Here is a 15,126-nt window from a genome sequence, read left to right on the forward strand (position 1 = left end):
ATCAATAGCCTCCAATAGGAACCTTAAATTCAATAAATGTCCGCTCAATATCGAGTGATTTCATGAATGTCTCGCCTACCAATACTCCGTTCGCACCCGCTAATGCAGCTGTTTGAACATCTTCCCTTGTTTTCATGCCACTCTCACTGATTAGCAATGCACCCGACTTCTTAACAAGTGGTCCCAATTTCACTGTTGCTTCAAGGTTAACTTGAAAGGTTTTCAAATCACGATTGTTTATACCAATCAGGGGTGCATTAATTTCTTTCGCTTTTTCAAGGTCTTTTTCATCATGAATTTCAACAAGACACTCCAAACCTAGAGATGATGCATACCCATGGAGCAGAGCCAATTCTTCTTTACTGAGAACTGCTGCTATCAGCAGTATCACATCTGCACCAGAAAACCTGGCTAGATCAATTTGGAACTTGTCGATGATAAAATCCTTGCACAGTATCGGAATGTCTACTGTTTCACGTACTTTTTCAAGATCAGAAAACGTTCCTTTAAAGCCGATTTCATCCGTTAAAACGGAAATTGCCGAGGCACCAGCTTCCTCATAAAGCCTTGCTTGCAATGCCGGCTTTAGCTGAAGATTAATGTCTCCTTTCGAAGGAGAGGCTCTTTTGAACTCAGAAATGATGGATACGTTATCGCTGAATCTTAATCTGTCTATTAACGATCGTGTTTTAAAGCAAGGTTCTTTCAAATCTAACTTGGTTGTTTTAAGAACTTCTATTTCAAATCTTCTTCGCTTGATAATGCTTTCAAGAATTGTGCCAACCATTATCCCACCGCCTTTCTTGTTCTGGTACTTAACGCTTTTAAATTCTCCAGCTTTGACAGCGCTCTCCCCGAGTCAATACTTTCTGCCGCAATGGCAATTCCCTCTGATAGAGAATCAGCCTTGCCTGCTGTAAAAATCCCAATTCCAGCATTCAAAAGCACTGTATCTCTCTGAGGGCCTTTTCTGCCTTTTAAAATCCTTATTAAAATTTCAGCATTATCCCTGGCATCTCCGCCGAGGATATGGGTGTTGTCATAAACTGGCATATCCAATTCCTCGGGATGTAGCTTCAGCCTTTTGATTTCCCCATCAGCTAATATGACGAGTTCGTTTTCTCCTGCCAGCGAAGCTTCATCCATTTGACCTGCTCCATTAATAACAACAGCTCTCTTCCTGCCAAGATTGGCAAGGACTTGAGCAAATTGATCAAGCAAATCTCTCCTATAAATTCCAAGCATCTGATAATCAAGGTCAACGGGATTGGTGAGCGGTCCAATGAGATTGAAAATTGTTGGGATTTTCAATTCTCTTCTCACCTTCATAATTTGCTTTAGTTTTGGATGGACATGGGGAGCGAAAAGAAACGCTATACCGTTTGCTTCTAAAATTTCTTCAGTTAGCTCTGCTTCTAATTCAAGACGGATTCCGAGCTCTTCTAGTACATCAGCGCTGCCAGTTTTACTTGAAACACTCCTATTTCCATGTTTAGCAACTGTTATTCCTGCACCGGCAATCACAAACGCTGAGGTTGTGCTGATATTGAAGCTTTTCGATCCATCCCCTCCAGTCCCGCAGTTATCTATGACACCTGAATATTTCTTAGTAAAATTTATCGAATGTTTCCTGATTACTTTAACAAGCCCCGAAATCTCATCTGCAGTTTCCCCTTTTGCCTTCAACCCAGTTAGAAAAGCGGCAATTTCACTATCACTAATGTCTTGAGTAAAAAACTCCTGAACCGCAGCTTCCATTTCATTTTCTGCTAGTGATTTTTTTTCAAGTAACTTTTCAAGATAAAATTTCATACGCCTTTTTCCCCTTTCTGATTTCATCCAGGAAATTCTTCAAAATTTGTTTACCGCTGTTTGTTCCAATAGATTCAGGGTGGAATTGCAGACCAAACAGCGGGAACCGTTTATGCTTGATTGCCATAATTTCGTGATCATCCATTGATTCTGCCAGAACGTCAAGACACTCAGGCAACGTTTTACGTTCGATTACCAGCGAGTGATATCTCATTACCTCGATATGCTGATGCAAGGATTTAAACAGCATCGAATCATTATGTTTCATTTTTGATAATTTGCCGTGCATGATTTTATTCGCCCTGATAACTGACCCTCCAAATGCATATCCAATTGCCTGATGGCCGAGACAAATACCAAGAATGGGGATTTCCCGAGCAAATCTTCTTATCACTTCCACACATATCCCGGCTTGTTCTGGCCTCCCAGGACCTGGGGATAGAACAATAGCATCCGGAGCCATTTGCTCGATTTGGGTAAGTGATATTTTGTCATTCCTTACAGTTGTTACTTCAGAGCCGAGTTCACTTAAATATTGATAAAGATTAAAGGTAAATGAGTCATAGTTATCAATTAGCAGAATCATATGCTGCCTCCAATAGAGCTTTTAATTTGTGATTCGTTTCCTCATATTCCTTCTGTGGGTCAGAGTCATAAACAATTCCAGCTCCAGCCTGAAAATATCCCTTGCCATCCTTTACAACCATTGTCCTGATTGCCAGTGCAAAGTCCATGCTTCCACAGGCAGAAAAATATCCTATCGCTCCTGAATAGACTCCTCTTTTCTCACTTTCCAGCCTGTTGATCATTTGCATAGCACGTATTTTTGGAGCGCCAGAAACAGTTCCAGCAGGAAGACAGGAAGCAAGTGCTTCAACCGGGTGGATTGAGTCAAGCAATTTACCTCGCACTTCTGAAACAAGATGCATCACAAACTGAAACCTCTCGACTTCCATAAATTTTTTGATTTCTATGCTGCCTATTTCGCATACCCTCCCCAAATCATTCCTGGCAAGGTCTACAAGCATCTTGTGTTCCGCCAGCTCTTTCTCATCACTCCGCAATTCAGACTCTAAAGTTTCATCTTCATCGACCGAAGTCCCTCTTGGTCTCGTGCCAGCAATTGGATTGGTTAAAATTGTGCCAGAATGATACTTCACCAAGCTTTCAGGAGAAGACCCCGCCACTGCGTAATCATTAAAGTCTAGAAAATACATATATGGCGATGGATTGTTAACCCGTAATTTCCGGTAAAAGGTAAAAGGGTTCCCTTCTGCTTTTGCAGTAAGCCTACGTGATAATACAACCTGAAATATTTCACCTGCTTCAATCAGTTCCTTAGCCATGGCAACCGATTCTGTAAATTCTTCCCTCGACTTTGAAAATTTGAAATCAGTGACGGAAAAATATCCGTCCGATGATGTTTTTGCTGGTGTATGAATCTCCTCTCTTCGCTTTTTAAGCCTTTTAACGAGATCTTCTGTTGATTGATTGGGGATGGGAATACCAATTAGATATAATTTTTGTTTTAAATGGTCGCATACGATAATGTGGTCAAAGATCATAAGATGTGCATCAGGCATCCCAACGGTATCTTCTGGCAATGGCCCAATGTCCTCAAAATTCCTTATGAAATCATAGCCGATAAATCCAACACCGCCTCCAATGAAGGGTATATCCAGTGCGTTCTCAATTTCAGGTACATATCGCTGTAGAGCTTCTGCAAAACTACCTGTTATTAGGACAGTGCTTTCCTCGTTTTTGACAATTGTCTCCCCGTTAGCGTTTATAAGCTCGTAAACGGGGTCACTGCCTATGAATGAAAACCTCCCGAATTCTTCATGTTTATGTGAGCTCTCTAACAGGAACTTTTTCTTTCCTGATATCCTTTGGTACAGGGAAATTGGCGTCATTGTATCTCCTTCAAGCTCTTCTACCAACAACTCTCGCGTTTGAACATTCATTGAAATCCTCCTTTAGAAAATAAAAAAGTCCCCTATACATGCACAAATATTGTGCTGTATAGAGGACGATTACGATTGGACCGCGGTGCCACCTCATATTGGAGCAGAAAAAGCTCCCTCTCTTCAGGTACAGGAAAATCAAATGGATTTTCGGTATACCCTATCCTTTTAACGGCGGAATCCCGGGCAGCCCTACTGCATTTCAAGCTGCCTCTCGCAAGGCCATTCGGCAGGGATTTTCGCGCCGGTTCTCACCATACCCAGCTCTCTGTACCGAAAATCATCTGCTTACTCTTCTTGCTCATCGAGTTAATATTATTAAGTTTTATAAAAACTTATAGAAAGCTTTTTCCACATTAGTTTTTTCTTGAAATACTTCTTTGTTGCACTTTTATTCTTAAGAGAGCCTACTTTTTGCTCGTATAATACTTCTAAAAGCATTTTTTTCTTACGACAATATTGTGCTCCTGCACCTTCTAAAGCGAAAAACTCTAAAAGCATCGATTAGAAAGAAAAAGAGCCAAAACAAAAAGGGTCCCCCGCCTTATATAAATAAGGACGAGAGACCCGTGGTGCCACCTTGTTTAGCCGAAATCCGGCTCACTTAACAGCATCGAGCATGAAAGAATGCTTAATGCCTGCCTTTTGTAACGATAAGGTCATTTCGCCAAAGCCTACTGCCCGAAGGGGTTCGGTTTGGAAGCTCGGAAGTCCATTCGCTGTAACAGCCACGCTGATTCTCACCATCCATCAGCTCTCTGAAGTACCCGTTTCAGTTACTACTCTTCGTCAACGCTATACGTTATATTGTTTTATATAATAAAACGATAAATTATAAATGTCAAATGAAATAATTAAATTTTTTAATTTTTCTGCCTTAACAGCCGCTGAAGATTTTGTTTCCATACCTCTGCCAGCTCATTGACTTCAAGTAGTTTTTCAATTTCTTGATAGTCGTTTTTTTGATGAAAAAATAATTCATTTGCTCGTAAAATGGAGAAGCTATTTTGCTTTCTCTCCAGCAGGGTGATTTCTGAATCGGAATAAACCATCCCTTCTTCAAGCACCCTAAAGAGATAACCTGTATAACAAGTTTCGACTACCCTTTTCAATAGCTGATTGGTATCGTTGTTTTTCGGAATTTTCGAGCACGGGATTCTCCCTTGAGAAATCTGCACAATCGCGTTACCCAGACGATAAATATCACCAATAAACACTTCCGCTTCTTTCATTCCTGGAGCTGAAATATTTTCGCCAAAAGAGGGAGCATTAAAGTCCTTGCCAAATTCATGTGACCACTGAGTATAATGCTCTACAGGGTAAAAACAAACCGCTCTGTCTGGTCCCCCATGAAATTCAGTAGCTGCAACTCCATCCCCTTGAAGTGCCTCGAAAGAAAGGAAAGCTTCAGACACGCCCTTTTTTGCGATTGCTGACTGTTCCTGTCTACCATTCCAGTTCCTTACTTCTGGCAAACCAACATTCAAAAATAAAACCTTCGCCATTTTCCTACATCTCCCTCTTGATCTTTCCCTTCATTTTATCGTTTTCCACCCTACTTTACTATTAGGATTACCATAAAAAAACATCTGTTTTTCCTCGCTCAAAAGCTCACACTAAAAATAGTTTGAAAAAAGGCAGGTTTCGGACATGAATTATATTGAAAACTTGTTTCCTAAATCTGAAGGAATCCAGGGCAAGAAAGAAAAGGACTCCAAAAAGGATAATGTTAATAACCAAAAGTGGGCCATCATTTCAATCGCATCAATACCATTAGTCATGACACTTGGAAATTCAATGCTGATACCCGTACTGCCAGTAATGGAACGTAAAATGGGGATATCCGCCTTTCAGTCGTCTTTAATCATAACTGTATACTCCATTGTAGCAATCTTTCTAATTCCAATTGCGGGCTACCTGTCGGATCATATTGGCAGAAAAAAAGTAATCATTCCGAGTCTTATCATTACTGGAATTGGCGGTCTAATATCCGGATGGGCTGCATGGAAAATGAATGACGGCTATTGGATCGTTCTTATTGGCAGAGGGCTGCAGGGTGTTGGTGCGGCAGGGGCATTTCCGATTGTTTTGCCACTGGTAGGAGACATGTTTAAAAATGATGATGAAGTAAGTGGCGTGCTAGGTGAAATAGAAACAGCCAATACACTTGGGAAGGTCCTAAGCCCAGTCTTAGGCTCCTTTCTGGCTGGGTTTATCTGGTTCCTCCCGTTCTTCTCCATACCAGTTTTTTGTGCGATTTCCATTCTCATGATGATTTTTATGGTTTCGAGCCCTAAAAAGAAAGAAAAACCTTTGCCTTTTAAAGACTTTTTAAAGAAAGTCAAACTAATATTTACCGAAAATGGCCGTTGGCTTTACGCCATCTTTTTTATTGGCGTTATTGTTATGTTTGTACTTTTCGGGGTATTATTTTACCTTTCGGACATTTTGGAAAATAAGTATGGAATCAAGGATCTGCGAAAAGGTTTGCTACTGGCACTGCCCTTAGGTGCCCTTTGCCTGTCCTCCTTTATTACAGGGAAGAAAATCAAAAAAAATATGGTCTTGATGAAATGGATCACATTCAGCAGTTTAGTGATATTAGGAATTGCCATTGCCCTATTAAGCTTTTCTAAAGAGCTTTGGTTCATCATTACAATGTTTCTGGTTGCAGGAATTGGGATCGGTGCAAGCCTCCCTCCATTAGATGCGCTCATAACGGAAAGTATCGAGAAAGAGGAGAGAGGAACAATCACATCTATTTACAGTTCAATGAGATTTGTTGGAGTTGCAGCTGGTCCTCCTGTAATTGCCTTACTAATGAAAAATTCAAGTAAAATCATCTTCATTTTATTAACAACGTTGAGTATCGCAGCTGCATTAGCAACGTTCATCGCAATTAAGCCTGATAATAAGGGAACTTAAAGAAAACGCATTGGAGCCAGCCAATGCGTTTTATCTTTGATTAAGAAATTATAATATTTTCAGGTATGGATAACTCAAGCCGGATTTGCTTAATCCAGCTCCAGCGCCTAGCCCCTCGAGTCGCTTCGGTCCGCCCAATGAAGTCAAAGAACGACTTCACTGGTCGGCCCTCCAGCGCTTGTCGGGGCTGACCAAGGCGCTTGCGCTTTTTGTTCTTGCAAATTGAGGTTATCCAAAAAATTAGATACTTCGTTGTTAAATTCATGCCATTTTTTCACCGGAACCTGATGTGAAACTTTCTGGATAAAGGCAGTCTTAAATTCGTGCAATTCCCTCTCATAAGTCCGGAAATGCTGGTTTATAAAATCCCTTGAACCGTATATCAGCAGCAAAGGAACAGATAAATCCTTCAACCGGCCTAAGCACGAGTAGGTCAGAGATTCATTATAAAAATGAAACCACGTGCTGCGGTCGGCTTTCAGCATATGAACGATCAATTCTTGGCGAAACTCTTTTTCATGAGTGTGTGCTGTAGCGATCACCTTTGCCAGGGTTTTTGGTGAATGTTTCACTAAGTACATGCCCATTAAATGTTCATACTTTAAAGATGGTGATTCTACTTCTGCAAATCCACCAGAAAGGATTACCGCAGCAGTTCTGTCAGGATATGTCAATGCAAATTCTTGGGCGATGCTTCCTCCAGAGGAATAGCCGCAAAGAACGACTTTTTCAATTCCTAAAAAATCAATAAGCAGAAGGACTTCGTCTGCGTATTTTTTTATACTCACTGAACTTGAAATTGCAGTCGAATCTCCATGTCCGCTCAAGTCAGGTATAATCACTCGGTATTTATCGCTCAATGGCATTTGGAAACGAAATACTTTCCTCCCCATTCCAGGCGGATGCAGAAAAATAATTGGGGTGCCGTTCCCCGCATCTTGATAGAATACATCGCCATAAGCTATTTGACATATGGGCAACCAAACTCAACTCCTTTTGCATTCATCCTCTTACGTAAAGGCATGTTTAGTATTGCCAATTCACAAAACGACTCATGCAAAGAAACGTTCTTGCCGTGACATTGCCTTTTCGGTATGGTATCCTTTTATTAATAAGTGATTAAAAAAACTGCCAGTGTTGGCCCACCGGCAGTCTTGCAATAGCCTTTCCCATGGAGGATCGGCCATAGTAATAGCTGGACCTCTCCCTCAGTATAAGATCAAGGGAGGTCTATTTTTTTTGGCTAAAAGTTAATATTGCGAGGACAAGACTGGCAAAGGAGAACATAGCCATAAAGGTCTCGAACACCGTCAAAGGCGTCACCCCCTTTCAGCGGGGCTAGCCGACCACCCTTGAGATCCGACTATTGCCTTTTAAGTATAACATATCCTTGTCCAAAACAAGAACATCTGTTCTATTTTTAGAAAAATTAGGGCTAAGATACTAGATGAAAATGTCATATTATCTAGTATCTCCCCTAGTTATTCGGCTTATAGCCTTGGATTTCCAGGATTACATTCAGGCTGCTGCATGGAGGCTGCTTCCGCTATTTTTGATAAGTAATAGCATTCCTCCCGGAACATGTGGTCAGCCATCAACGGAGCAAAGCTGCCTAAAGCCTGCTCGGTCAGTTCCAGCTCTTTTAGCTCATCCAAAAATTTCATGAATAACTGAATTTCCAATGAAACGTCTGCATTCATTTTTTGAAGGGCAGGAAATGCTGTTAAATTCGTGCGCAGATAGCCAGTCATTTCAACTGCCTTCAAATAAAAATCTTCAAAATGCTTCATGTATTTTTCACTTCTTGTCTTTAATCGCTTTTCCACCTGATCAAGATTGCTTTGGATAGCTCCTGCATGGCCAGCAGCGTCTAGGAGCCAAACGGTATGATGGTGGAGTTCATGAAAAATTGGCGGTACCTGACCCTTTTTTAAGTATTCAAGTACTCTGATATATTCTTCAACCTCATTTACCATATGGTTCACAAAAGTTGGCCCAAAATGTATTTTCACCTTGCCTGTGAGCATTTTAGCGATTAACTCCAGCTTGAATTGCCGGATTTTCTTCGCCTCTTCGTCTGCCCTCATACTCAAATGAACCAGATCAGTTGTTTCAATTCTCCCTAAAAGACGGTCAAAAGTATTAATAAAATAGCTCGCCGTCTCAATCTCTTCTTTTTCAACTGGAGCCAGTGCTTCATGCAAAAATCTTGCGTGATCCCCCAGCACCTGGAGCCAGAATCGATGCTCAAATCTAGCAGCTTCCATAAAGCCTTGAACCATTCTACCTTCCCCCTTCTCAGTCGTCTCATAAAATCATATCTGCAGGATTGCGGAAATATTCTATGAAAAAGACCCTGACAAGGAAAAAGCCGGCAGATTATTTCTGCCGACTAGCTTTCTAATTATTGACTGGTTTCTTTAAGATACCCAACAGTACAGCTGTTATTGCGGCACCAATCAGGATTGCTGCAAGATATAATAACCATGCACCATCAACAAGCGGCACTACGAACAATCCGCCATGGGGTGCTCTTAAACCGATGTTGAACATCATGGAAAGTCCGCCAGCAACTGCCGAGCCGGCCATTACAGAAGGGATGACCCTTAATGGATCTGCTGCTGCAAAAGGAATGGCACCCTCAGTTATAAAGGAAAGTCCCATGATGTAGCAAGCTTTCCCTGCATCTTGGTCTTGTTTTGAAAATTTATTTTTAAAGAATGTGGTAGCAAGAGCGATACCAAGCGGAGGAACCATACCTGCTGCCATAATCGCTGCCATCGGCTCATATACTCCGTTAGCAAGCAGGCCAGTGCCGAATACATATGCTGCTTTATTAATTGGTCCGCCCATGTCAAATGACATCATTAATCCAAGCACGATTCCAAGCAATACGGCATTCCCAGTCCCAAGTCCAGAAAGCCAATCAGTGATTCCCTGGTTCAGGGCACCAACTGGTTTGTTTACGAGGAAAACCATTAGGAAGCCCGTCAAAGCAATACCAAACAAAGGATATAATAAAATGGTCTTTATACCTTCAAGTGAGTTTGGTAAACCGGCAAATAACTTTTTCAAGCCTAAAACAAGGTAACCTGCAAGGAAACCGGCAATCAATCCGCCAAGGAAGCCCGCACCACCAGAAGCTGCAAGCAAACCGCCTACCATACCAGGAGCAAAACCTGGTCTGTCCGCAATGCTAAGGGCAATAAATCCTGCAAGTACTGGTACAAGCAGACCAAAGGCCCCGCTTCCGCCACCAATGTCCATGAGAGCTTTTGCAATTGGATTATATGATGGGTCTTCAGGATTGAACGCGTTATAGCCAAACATAAACGAAATTGCGATTAAGATCCCGCCGCCGACAACAAATGGAAGCATATTAGATACACCATTCATTAAATGTTTATACACACCGCCACGGCTTTCTTTCTTTTCAGGGCTCTTATTTCCGGATGCCTGATATAATGGGGCATCTTTTTTAACAGCCTTCTCAATCAAATCCTTCGGTCTCCTGATTCCGTCAGCAACAGGGACCTCAATCAACGGTTTACCTGCAAAGCGATCCATTTCAACCTTTGTATCAGCCGCAATAATGACTGCCTCAGCATTTTCAATATCAGAAGGAGTAAGGACATTTTTCGCGCCACCGGATCCGTTTGTCTCAACCTTGATGTCCACTCCCATTTCAGCTGCTTTTGCCTTAAGGGAGTCTGCAGCCATATACGTATGGGCAATGCCAGTAGGACATGCTGTTACGGCAACAATGAATTTTTTATTCGTACGTTCGACTTTTTCTTCAGACTCATCCTTGTCATAGCTATTGATGATTTCTAATACCTCATCCTCATTTTTAGCACTCTGCAATTTTTCACGGGCGTCTGCTTTCATCAAAATCGTAGACAGACGTGCAAGTGCTTCAAGGTGGGTATTGTTTGCCCCCTCAGGAGCAGCGATCATGAAGAAAAGATGGGCTGGCTGGCCGTCCAAAGACTCGTAATCAATTCCAGATTGAGATCGGCCGAAAACAATCGCAGCGTCCTTTACCACGGAAGTCTTTGCGTGTGGAATTGCAATTCCATCACCTACACCTGTGGTACTTTGTTCTTCGCGTTTTAAAATTGCGTCCTTAAATATTGTTCGGTCAGTAATTTTTCCAGCCTGCTCGAGAACACTTACAAGCTCATCAACCGCATCAAGTTTTTTATTGGCTTTCATTGTTAAAAGAATCGTCTCTTTAGTAAGCAATTCTGTGATTCTCATATCTCTTCCCCCTCACTAGCATTCTTGTATATTTACTTCTGACAAAAGCTTTTCTACTTTTTCATCCGTACATAATCCAATGGAAAAGGCAGTGGCACTTCCTGAGGCAACGCTATAGCGGAATGCTTCTTTTCGATCCTTCGTTTTCATGTAACGGGAAAGGAACCCTGCTACCATGGAATCCCCTGCACCAACAGAGCTTTTCACTTCACCCTTCGGCACAGATGCGATATAAGCTGTGGCTTCGTTAATATATACAGCTCCTTTTTCAGCCAGAGATACAATGACATTTTTAGCTCCAGCTTCAATCAGCTTTTTCCCATAGAAAATTGCCTCTTCTGTCGATGAAACCTCCGTGTTGAAAAACTGGCCTAATTCATGATGATTCGGCTTGATCAAGAATGGGCGATATTCGAGCACTGTTTTTAGCAAATCGCCTTCTGCATCTACGATGACCTCAGCACCTGTATCCTTGCAAATCTGGACAATTTCCTCGTAGATTGTCCCTGGCATGCTCGATGGAATGCTTCCAGCCAGCACCAGGAAATCTCCATTTCCTATCTGCTTGATCTGCTCCTTCAATAAACCTAATGAAAGAGATGATATCTCAGGACCGCGGGCGTTGATTTCTGTTTCTGTATCTGCTTTCAGTTTAATATTAATTCGTGTATCCCCGTCGACTTTGATGAATCCTGTGTAAATGCCTTCCCTATTAAGGAACTCCTCGACATATTTTCCAGTAAAGCCTCCCAAAAAGCCAATAGCCTTGCTTTCCATCTCCATTGAGCGTAGAACTCGGGATACATTGATTCCTTTCCCGCCGGGGAATTTCGCTTCATTCTTGCTTCTGTTCAATCCACCGAGTACGATTTCATCTGCTTCGACAATGTAATCTACAGAAGGATTAAGCGTTAATGTGTAAATCATGGTGTCACAACCTTTATTGAAGTTTTACTAGAATATTGACCTTTTATATCATCATCCAGTGTGTTTGTAATGATGATGGCTTCATGTAAATCTGCTATTTTTGCAAAAGCGACTTCCGAGAACTTCGTATCATCCGCAAGCACAAAAACCTCACGTGACAATGAAATGGCTTTTTGTTTGATCATTGCCTCTTCCTGGTCAGGAGTTGTATAGCCAGAATGCGGGTGAACCCCATTTACGCCAAGAAAGCATTTATCGAATCGATATTGCTCGAGGCTGGCTAACGCGCCTCTTCCGATGATGGCATTTGTCTTTGGCTTGGCATAGCCGCCAATGACATAGGTTTCAATATTCCTTTCAAGAAGGTGTGGCAAATGCATGAGCCCATTCGTAACGACTACTATGTCTTTTGTTGGAAGGAAATTGAGCATCTCCAGAATGGTCGAGCCTGCATCAAGATAAATGCTGTCTCCTTCTTCGACAAAACTGGCAGCATATTGAGCGATTTGCTTTTTCTCCTGAAGGTTTTTGGCTGATTTTTCTACCATGCTTGGTTCTTGAAGCTTGCCTCTCAGCCTGGCTGCCCCGCCATGAACCCTTTTTAAGAATTTGGCTTCTTCAAGGACTGTTAAGTCGCGTCGAATAGTAGACTCTGAAGCTTCAGTCAAATCGACTAATTCCTGTATTTTAACGATTGGTTTTTCTTTAATTATTTGTAAAATGAGCTGGTGGCGCTCAGGTGTCAACATGAGCCTAACCTCCTATGTGCTTCGTATTTTCATAATAATGTAATCGATTTCAAAAATCAATCATTTTCTATCAAAAACAATCATAATTAATTAAATTTGTCATTCAAGTGAATGTTTTTGATTGTTTTCAGAAAACTAAAAAAACCTCTTCAATAAGAGGATAAATTTTATTTACCTTTGTTTTTTAAAGTTAGCATTCTATTGTTAAGTTTATTACAATCTTAAATATTCCCTAACCCTTTTAAAGAAAGAAATCTTAAACCATAAAAAAACGTTCCCTGAAACCCGGAAACGTTTAAGACATGATTATATTTTATTATCTAAGTACTGCCATAATCCCCTGAAAACCAAAATACATTCCGAACCCCAGCAGCGATAGACCAGAAAAAATAGAAATAGCCCTCAGGCAGCTGAAATTTAGGAATCTCCTGAAGCCGGTCGTGATGGCTGCTACAAATATATCCCATAATGCTAGACCGAGGAAAATCATGCTGCTGTATATCAGCAGATCCGCCCTGCCATATTGACTTGCAGTTTTAGCAAGAATGGAACCATAAATCCCCAGCCAGAACAAAATCGATAGAGGACTGCTGATGGACATTAAAAATCCAGTAAAGAAGCACTTGAACAATGATTCCTTTCCTCTGCTGAAAGCAATCTCGATATTATTCGCCTTAACAATGCTTTCAATTCCCGAGTACATTAGTACAAAACCACCAAACAGCCAAAGGAATATTTGAATGACAGGTATGTCCAGGAAGTTAATAAGTCCAAGATAAATCAATAGCATAAAAATAGCATCCGCTAACATTGATCCACTCCCAACAATCCAGGCATGCCAGAAGCCATTTTTAATACCCTTGTCCAATCTTGCTGAATTAACCGGGCCAATCGGAGCTGCTAATGTTAAACCTAAAAAAATATAGCTAACTAATAGACTGACATTCAAAATCTCGTCCCCCAGCATCCAGAAACTTTGTAAATTTTATGTCAGGAGTTAGGATATTATAACAGCTCGTCCTTTTTTATGTCTGATTTCGTAAAAAATCACATTCATAAAAGTATATTTTCGTGTTATGCGATATATATTTTTAGAAAAAGCGCAATTAAATTAATGTCTAATATGCTTTAATTCGTGTAGATATAATTACGCGGGTGTGGCAGAATCGGCAGACACGCTAGATTCAAGTTCTAGTGGTAGCAACACCGTGGAGGTTCAAGTCCTCTCATCCGCATAAATAAAAGTGCCTATACTTTTAGGCACTTTTATTTATGAAAAAATAGAAACAGCCCGCGGATCATCCGTGAGCTGTTATCCAAATGCTATTTTTAGCCAATCAAATTTTGGCTATGGTTGTTTACTACTTCTAATACTTTAGTTGTCTGCTCCATATCACTTTTGCAAATTGGGCAAGCGGGGACATTGCTGCTCTTAAAATTGTCGCGAACCCAGCAATTGCAATCATCAGAAGTACATACCCATATTTTCGTTTCAGCCGTTACGATCTCTTCAGGTGGTTTTCTGCCAAATGCCATTTCCTCACGCTCCTATATAAGTAATCGACGATCCATTGATAAAAAAATTCATTTATTATAAAAANNTTTTTATAATAAATGAATTATGCGAAAGTTGATATCTATTTCATTTTACCACACTTTCTTATTTTTACCAAAGATGAACCCTCAGGCGTTGCCCTTAAACAACAGTTACTATTATATGCTTAACAACAAAATTTTATTTGCGTTCGTTCAAATTTTTAACCTATTTTGAAAATAAGTTGTACACCTTCATATTCCCGAATAGAAATAGTACAAGCAAATTGTACGCTTTGGCTAATGGAGGTAGTTAAATTGAACGTATTTTTAGGGTACATATTCCTTGGATTATCGCTGGCAGCTCCTATTGGTCCTGTGAATGCTGCTCAAATGGACAAGGGAATAAAAAGCGGATTTTTTCAGGCTTGGCTCCTGGGCCTTGGCGCATTATCAGCTGATATTGTCTATATGCTTACTGTATATCTTGGAGTGGTAAGATTTCTTGAGACATCATACATGCAGTCTTTTCTGTGGCTGTTTGGTTTTTTTGTCCTGATGTACACTGGAATAGAGACAATCATGAATTCTGGTAAGATTGTTATGGAAAACAGAGGCAGCGGATCAGGGTTCAAATCATTCTCCACAGGGTTCTTAATGTCCATATCCAATCCTCTTACGATTCTTTTTTGGCTTGGAATATACGGCTCAGTGCTTGCGAAGACAGCATCCACCTACGGAACTGGGGAACTGATTATTAATAGCTTTGGCATCATCACAGGACTCATCATATGGGATATTGTCATGGCAGCCATTTCAAGCAGCTTTCGGAAGCTGCTTACTAATCAGCTGCTTATCTTCATTTCCTTCATTTCAGGGTTTTCACTAATTGGCTTTGGCTTGTTTTTCGGTTATCAGGCATTGAAGCTATTCTTATAGGAAACAACAACAGAGTG

General features: G+C 40.9%; 16 protein-coding genes, 1 tRNA gene and 2 other annotated features. Of the genes, 3 read left to right on the forward strand and 14 right to left on the reverse strand.

Annotation, left to right across the window (positions count from 1 at the left end; all coding sequences use genetic code 11):
* Position 1 precedes the first annotated feature (1 nt).
* The 6 genes from trpC to V7654_RS11135 all read right to left on the reverse strand — a co-directional run bounded on the left by trpC (position 2) and on the right by V7654_RS11135 (position 5,281).
* Positions 2-787, reverse strand: a complete 786-nt coding sequence (gene trpC, locus V7654_RS11110; RefSeq protein ID WP_335430396.1) for an indole-3-glycerol phosphate synthase TrpC — start codon at positions 785-787, stop codon at positions 2-4.
* Entirely contained in the window at positions 787-1,812 is a 1,026-nt protein-coding gene (trpD, locus tag V7654_RS11115) for an anthranilate phosphoribosyltransferase (protein WP_335430397.1), read from the reverse strand. The genes trpC and trpD overlap by 1 nt, the downstream gene beginning before the upstream one ends.
* Positions 1,796-2,398, reverse strand: coding sequence for an anthranilate synthase component II (locus V7654_RS11120; RefSeq protein WP_335430398.1), 603 nt, complete (start codon positions 2,396-2,398; stop codon positions 1,796-1,798). Before V7654_RS11120 ends, trpD begins: the two co-directional genes overlap by 17 nt.
* A complete protein-coding gene (gene trpE, locus V7654_RS11125) occupies positions 2,382-3,776 on the reverse strand; it encodes an anthranilate synthase component I (RefSeq protein WP_335430399.1) in 1,395 nt (464 codons plus the stop codon). The genes V7654_RS11120 and trpE overlap by 17 nt, the downstream gene beginning before the upstream one ends.
* A 58-nt stretch (positions 3,777-3,834) precedes the next feature.
* Positions 3,835-4,090: a binding site (T-box leader), on the reverse strand.
* A 4-nt stretch (positions 4,091-4,094) separates the two neighbouring features.
* Positions 4,095-4,277, reverse strand: a complete 183-nt coding sequence (locus V7654_RS11130; RefSeq protein ID WP_335430400.1) for a hypothetical protein — start codon at positions 4,275-4,277, stop codon at positions 4,095-4,097.
* A 50-nt stretch (positions 4,278-4,327) separates the two neighbouring features.
* Positions 4,328-4,578: a binding site (T-box leader), on the reverse strand.
* Between the two features lie 61 nt (positions 4,579-4,639).
* A complete protein-coding gene (locus tag V7654_RS11135; protein ID WP_335430401.1) occupies positions 4,640-5,281 on the reverse strand; it encodes an MOSC domain-containing protein in 642 nt (213 codons plus the stop codon).
* Between the two features lie 145 nt (positions 5,282-5,426).
* Here V7654_RS11135 and V7654_RS11140 point away from each other — a divergent pair, with 145 nt between their 5' ends.
* Positions 5,427-6,701: an MFS transporter gene (locus V7654_RS11140; RefSeq protein ID WP_335430402.1), complete on the forward strand. Its 1,275-nt coding sequence runs from the start codon at positions 5,427-5,429 to the stop codon at positions 6,699-6,701.
* A 143-nt stretch (positions 6,702-6,844) separates the two neighbouring features.
* On the opposite strand, the gene V7654_RS11145 is transcribed toward V7654_RS11140, so the two are convergent.
* From V7654_RS11145 to V7654_RS11170, 7 genes are all read right to left on the reverse strand, one after another.
* Positions 6,845-7,681, reverse strand: a complete 837-nt coding sequence (locus tag V7654_RS11145; protein WP_335430403.1) for an alpha/beta fold hydrolase — start codon at positions 7,679-7,681, stop codon at positions 6,845-6,847.
* Positions 7,682-7,931: 250 nt separating this feature from the next.
* Complete coding sequence (locus tag V7654_RS23925; protein ID WP_438825285.1) at positions 7,932-8,024, reverse strand: putative holin-like toxin; 93 nt, start codon at positions 8,022-8,024, stop codon at positions 7,932-7,934.
* Between the two features lie 167 nt (positions 8,025-8,191).
* On the reverse strand, positions 8,192-8,983 hold the full coding sequence (locus tag V7654_RS11150) for a DUF2935 domain-containing protein (protein WP_335430404.1): 792 nt from the start codon (positions 8,981-8,983) through the stop codon (positions 8,192-8,194).
* 118 nt (positions 8,984-9,101) lie between these two features.
* Positions 9,102-10,961 carry a PTS fructose transporter subunit IIABC gene (locus tag V7654_RS11155; RefSeq protein ID WP_335430405.1) on the reverse strand — a complete coding sequence of 620 codons (1,860 nt, stop codon included), beginning with the start codon at positions 10,959-10,961 and terminating at the stop codon, positions 9,102-9,104.
* 15 nt (positions 10,962-10,976) lie between these two features.
* Positions 10,977-11,888 (reverse strand): 1-phosphofructokinase, encoded by a 912-nt coding sequence (gene pfkB / locus V7654_RS11160; protein WP_335430406.1) that lies wholly within the window; start codon positions 11,886-11,888, stop codon positions 10,977-10,979.
* Positions 11,885-12,637 (reverse strand): DeoR/GlpR family DNA-binding transcription regulator, encoded by a 753-nt coding sequence (locus V7654_RS11165; protein ID WP_335430407.1) that lies wholly within the window; start codon positions 12,635-12,637, stop codon positions 11,885-11,887. The genes pfkB and V7654_RS11165 overlap by 4 nt, the downstream gene beginning before the upstream one ends.
* A gap of 316 nt (positions 12,638-12,953) precedes the next feature.
* Positions 12,954-13,586, reverse strand: coding sequence for a LysE family transporter (locus V7654_RS11170; protein ID WP_335430408.1), 633 nt, complete (start codon positions 13,584-13,586; stop codon positions 12,954-12,956).
* A 202-nt stretch (positions 13,587-13,788) separates the two neighbouring features.
* Here V7654_RS11170 and V7654_RS11175 point away from each other — a divergent pair.
* Positions 13,789-13,872: transfer RNA gene (locus tag V7654_RS11175), tRNA-Leu, on the forward strand.
* Between the two features lie 94 nt (positions 13,873-13,966).
* Here the strand turns inward: V7654_RS11175 and V7654_RS11180 are convergent.
* Complete coding sequence (locus V7654_RS11180; protein ID WP_207499575.1) at positions 13,967-14,173, reverse strand: cold-shock protein; 207 nt, start codon at positions 14,171-14,173, stop codon at positions 13,967-13,969.
* A gap of 315 nt (positions 14,174-14,488) precedes the next feature.
* Between V7654_RS11180 and V7654_RS11185 the strand changes: the two genes are divergently transcribed.
* Complete coding sequence (locus tag V7654_RS11185; protein WP_335430409.1) at positions 14,489-15,109, forward strand: LysE family transporter; 621 nt, start codon at positions 14,489-14,491, stop codon at positions 15,107-15,109.
* The last annotated feature ends 17 nt before the right edge of the window (positions 15,110-15,126 follow it).

The organism is Bacillus sp. JJ1609 (assembly GCF_036967045.1).
In the GTDB taxonomy this organism is placed as follows: domain Bacteria; phylum Bacillota; class Bacilli; order Bacillales; family Cytobacillaceae; genus Mesobacillus.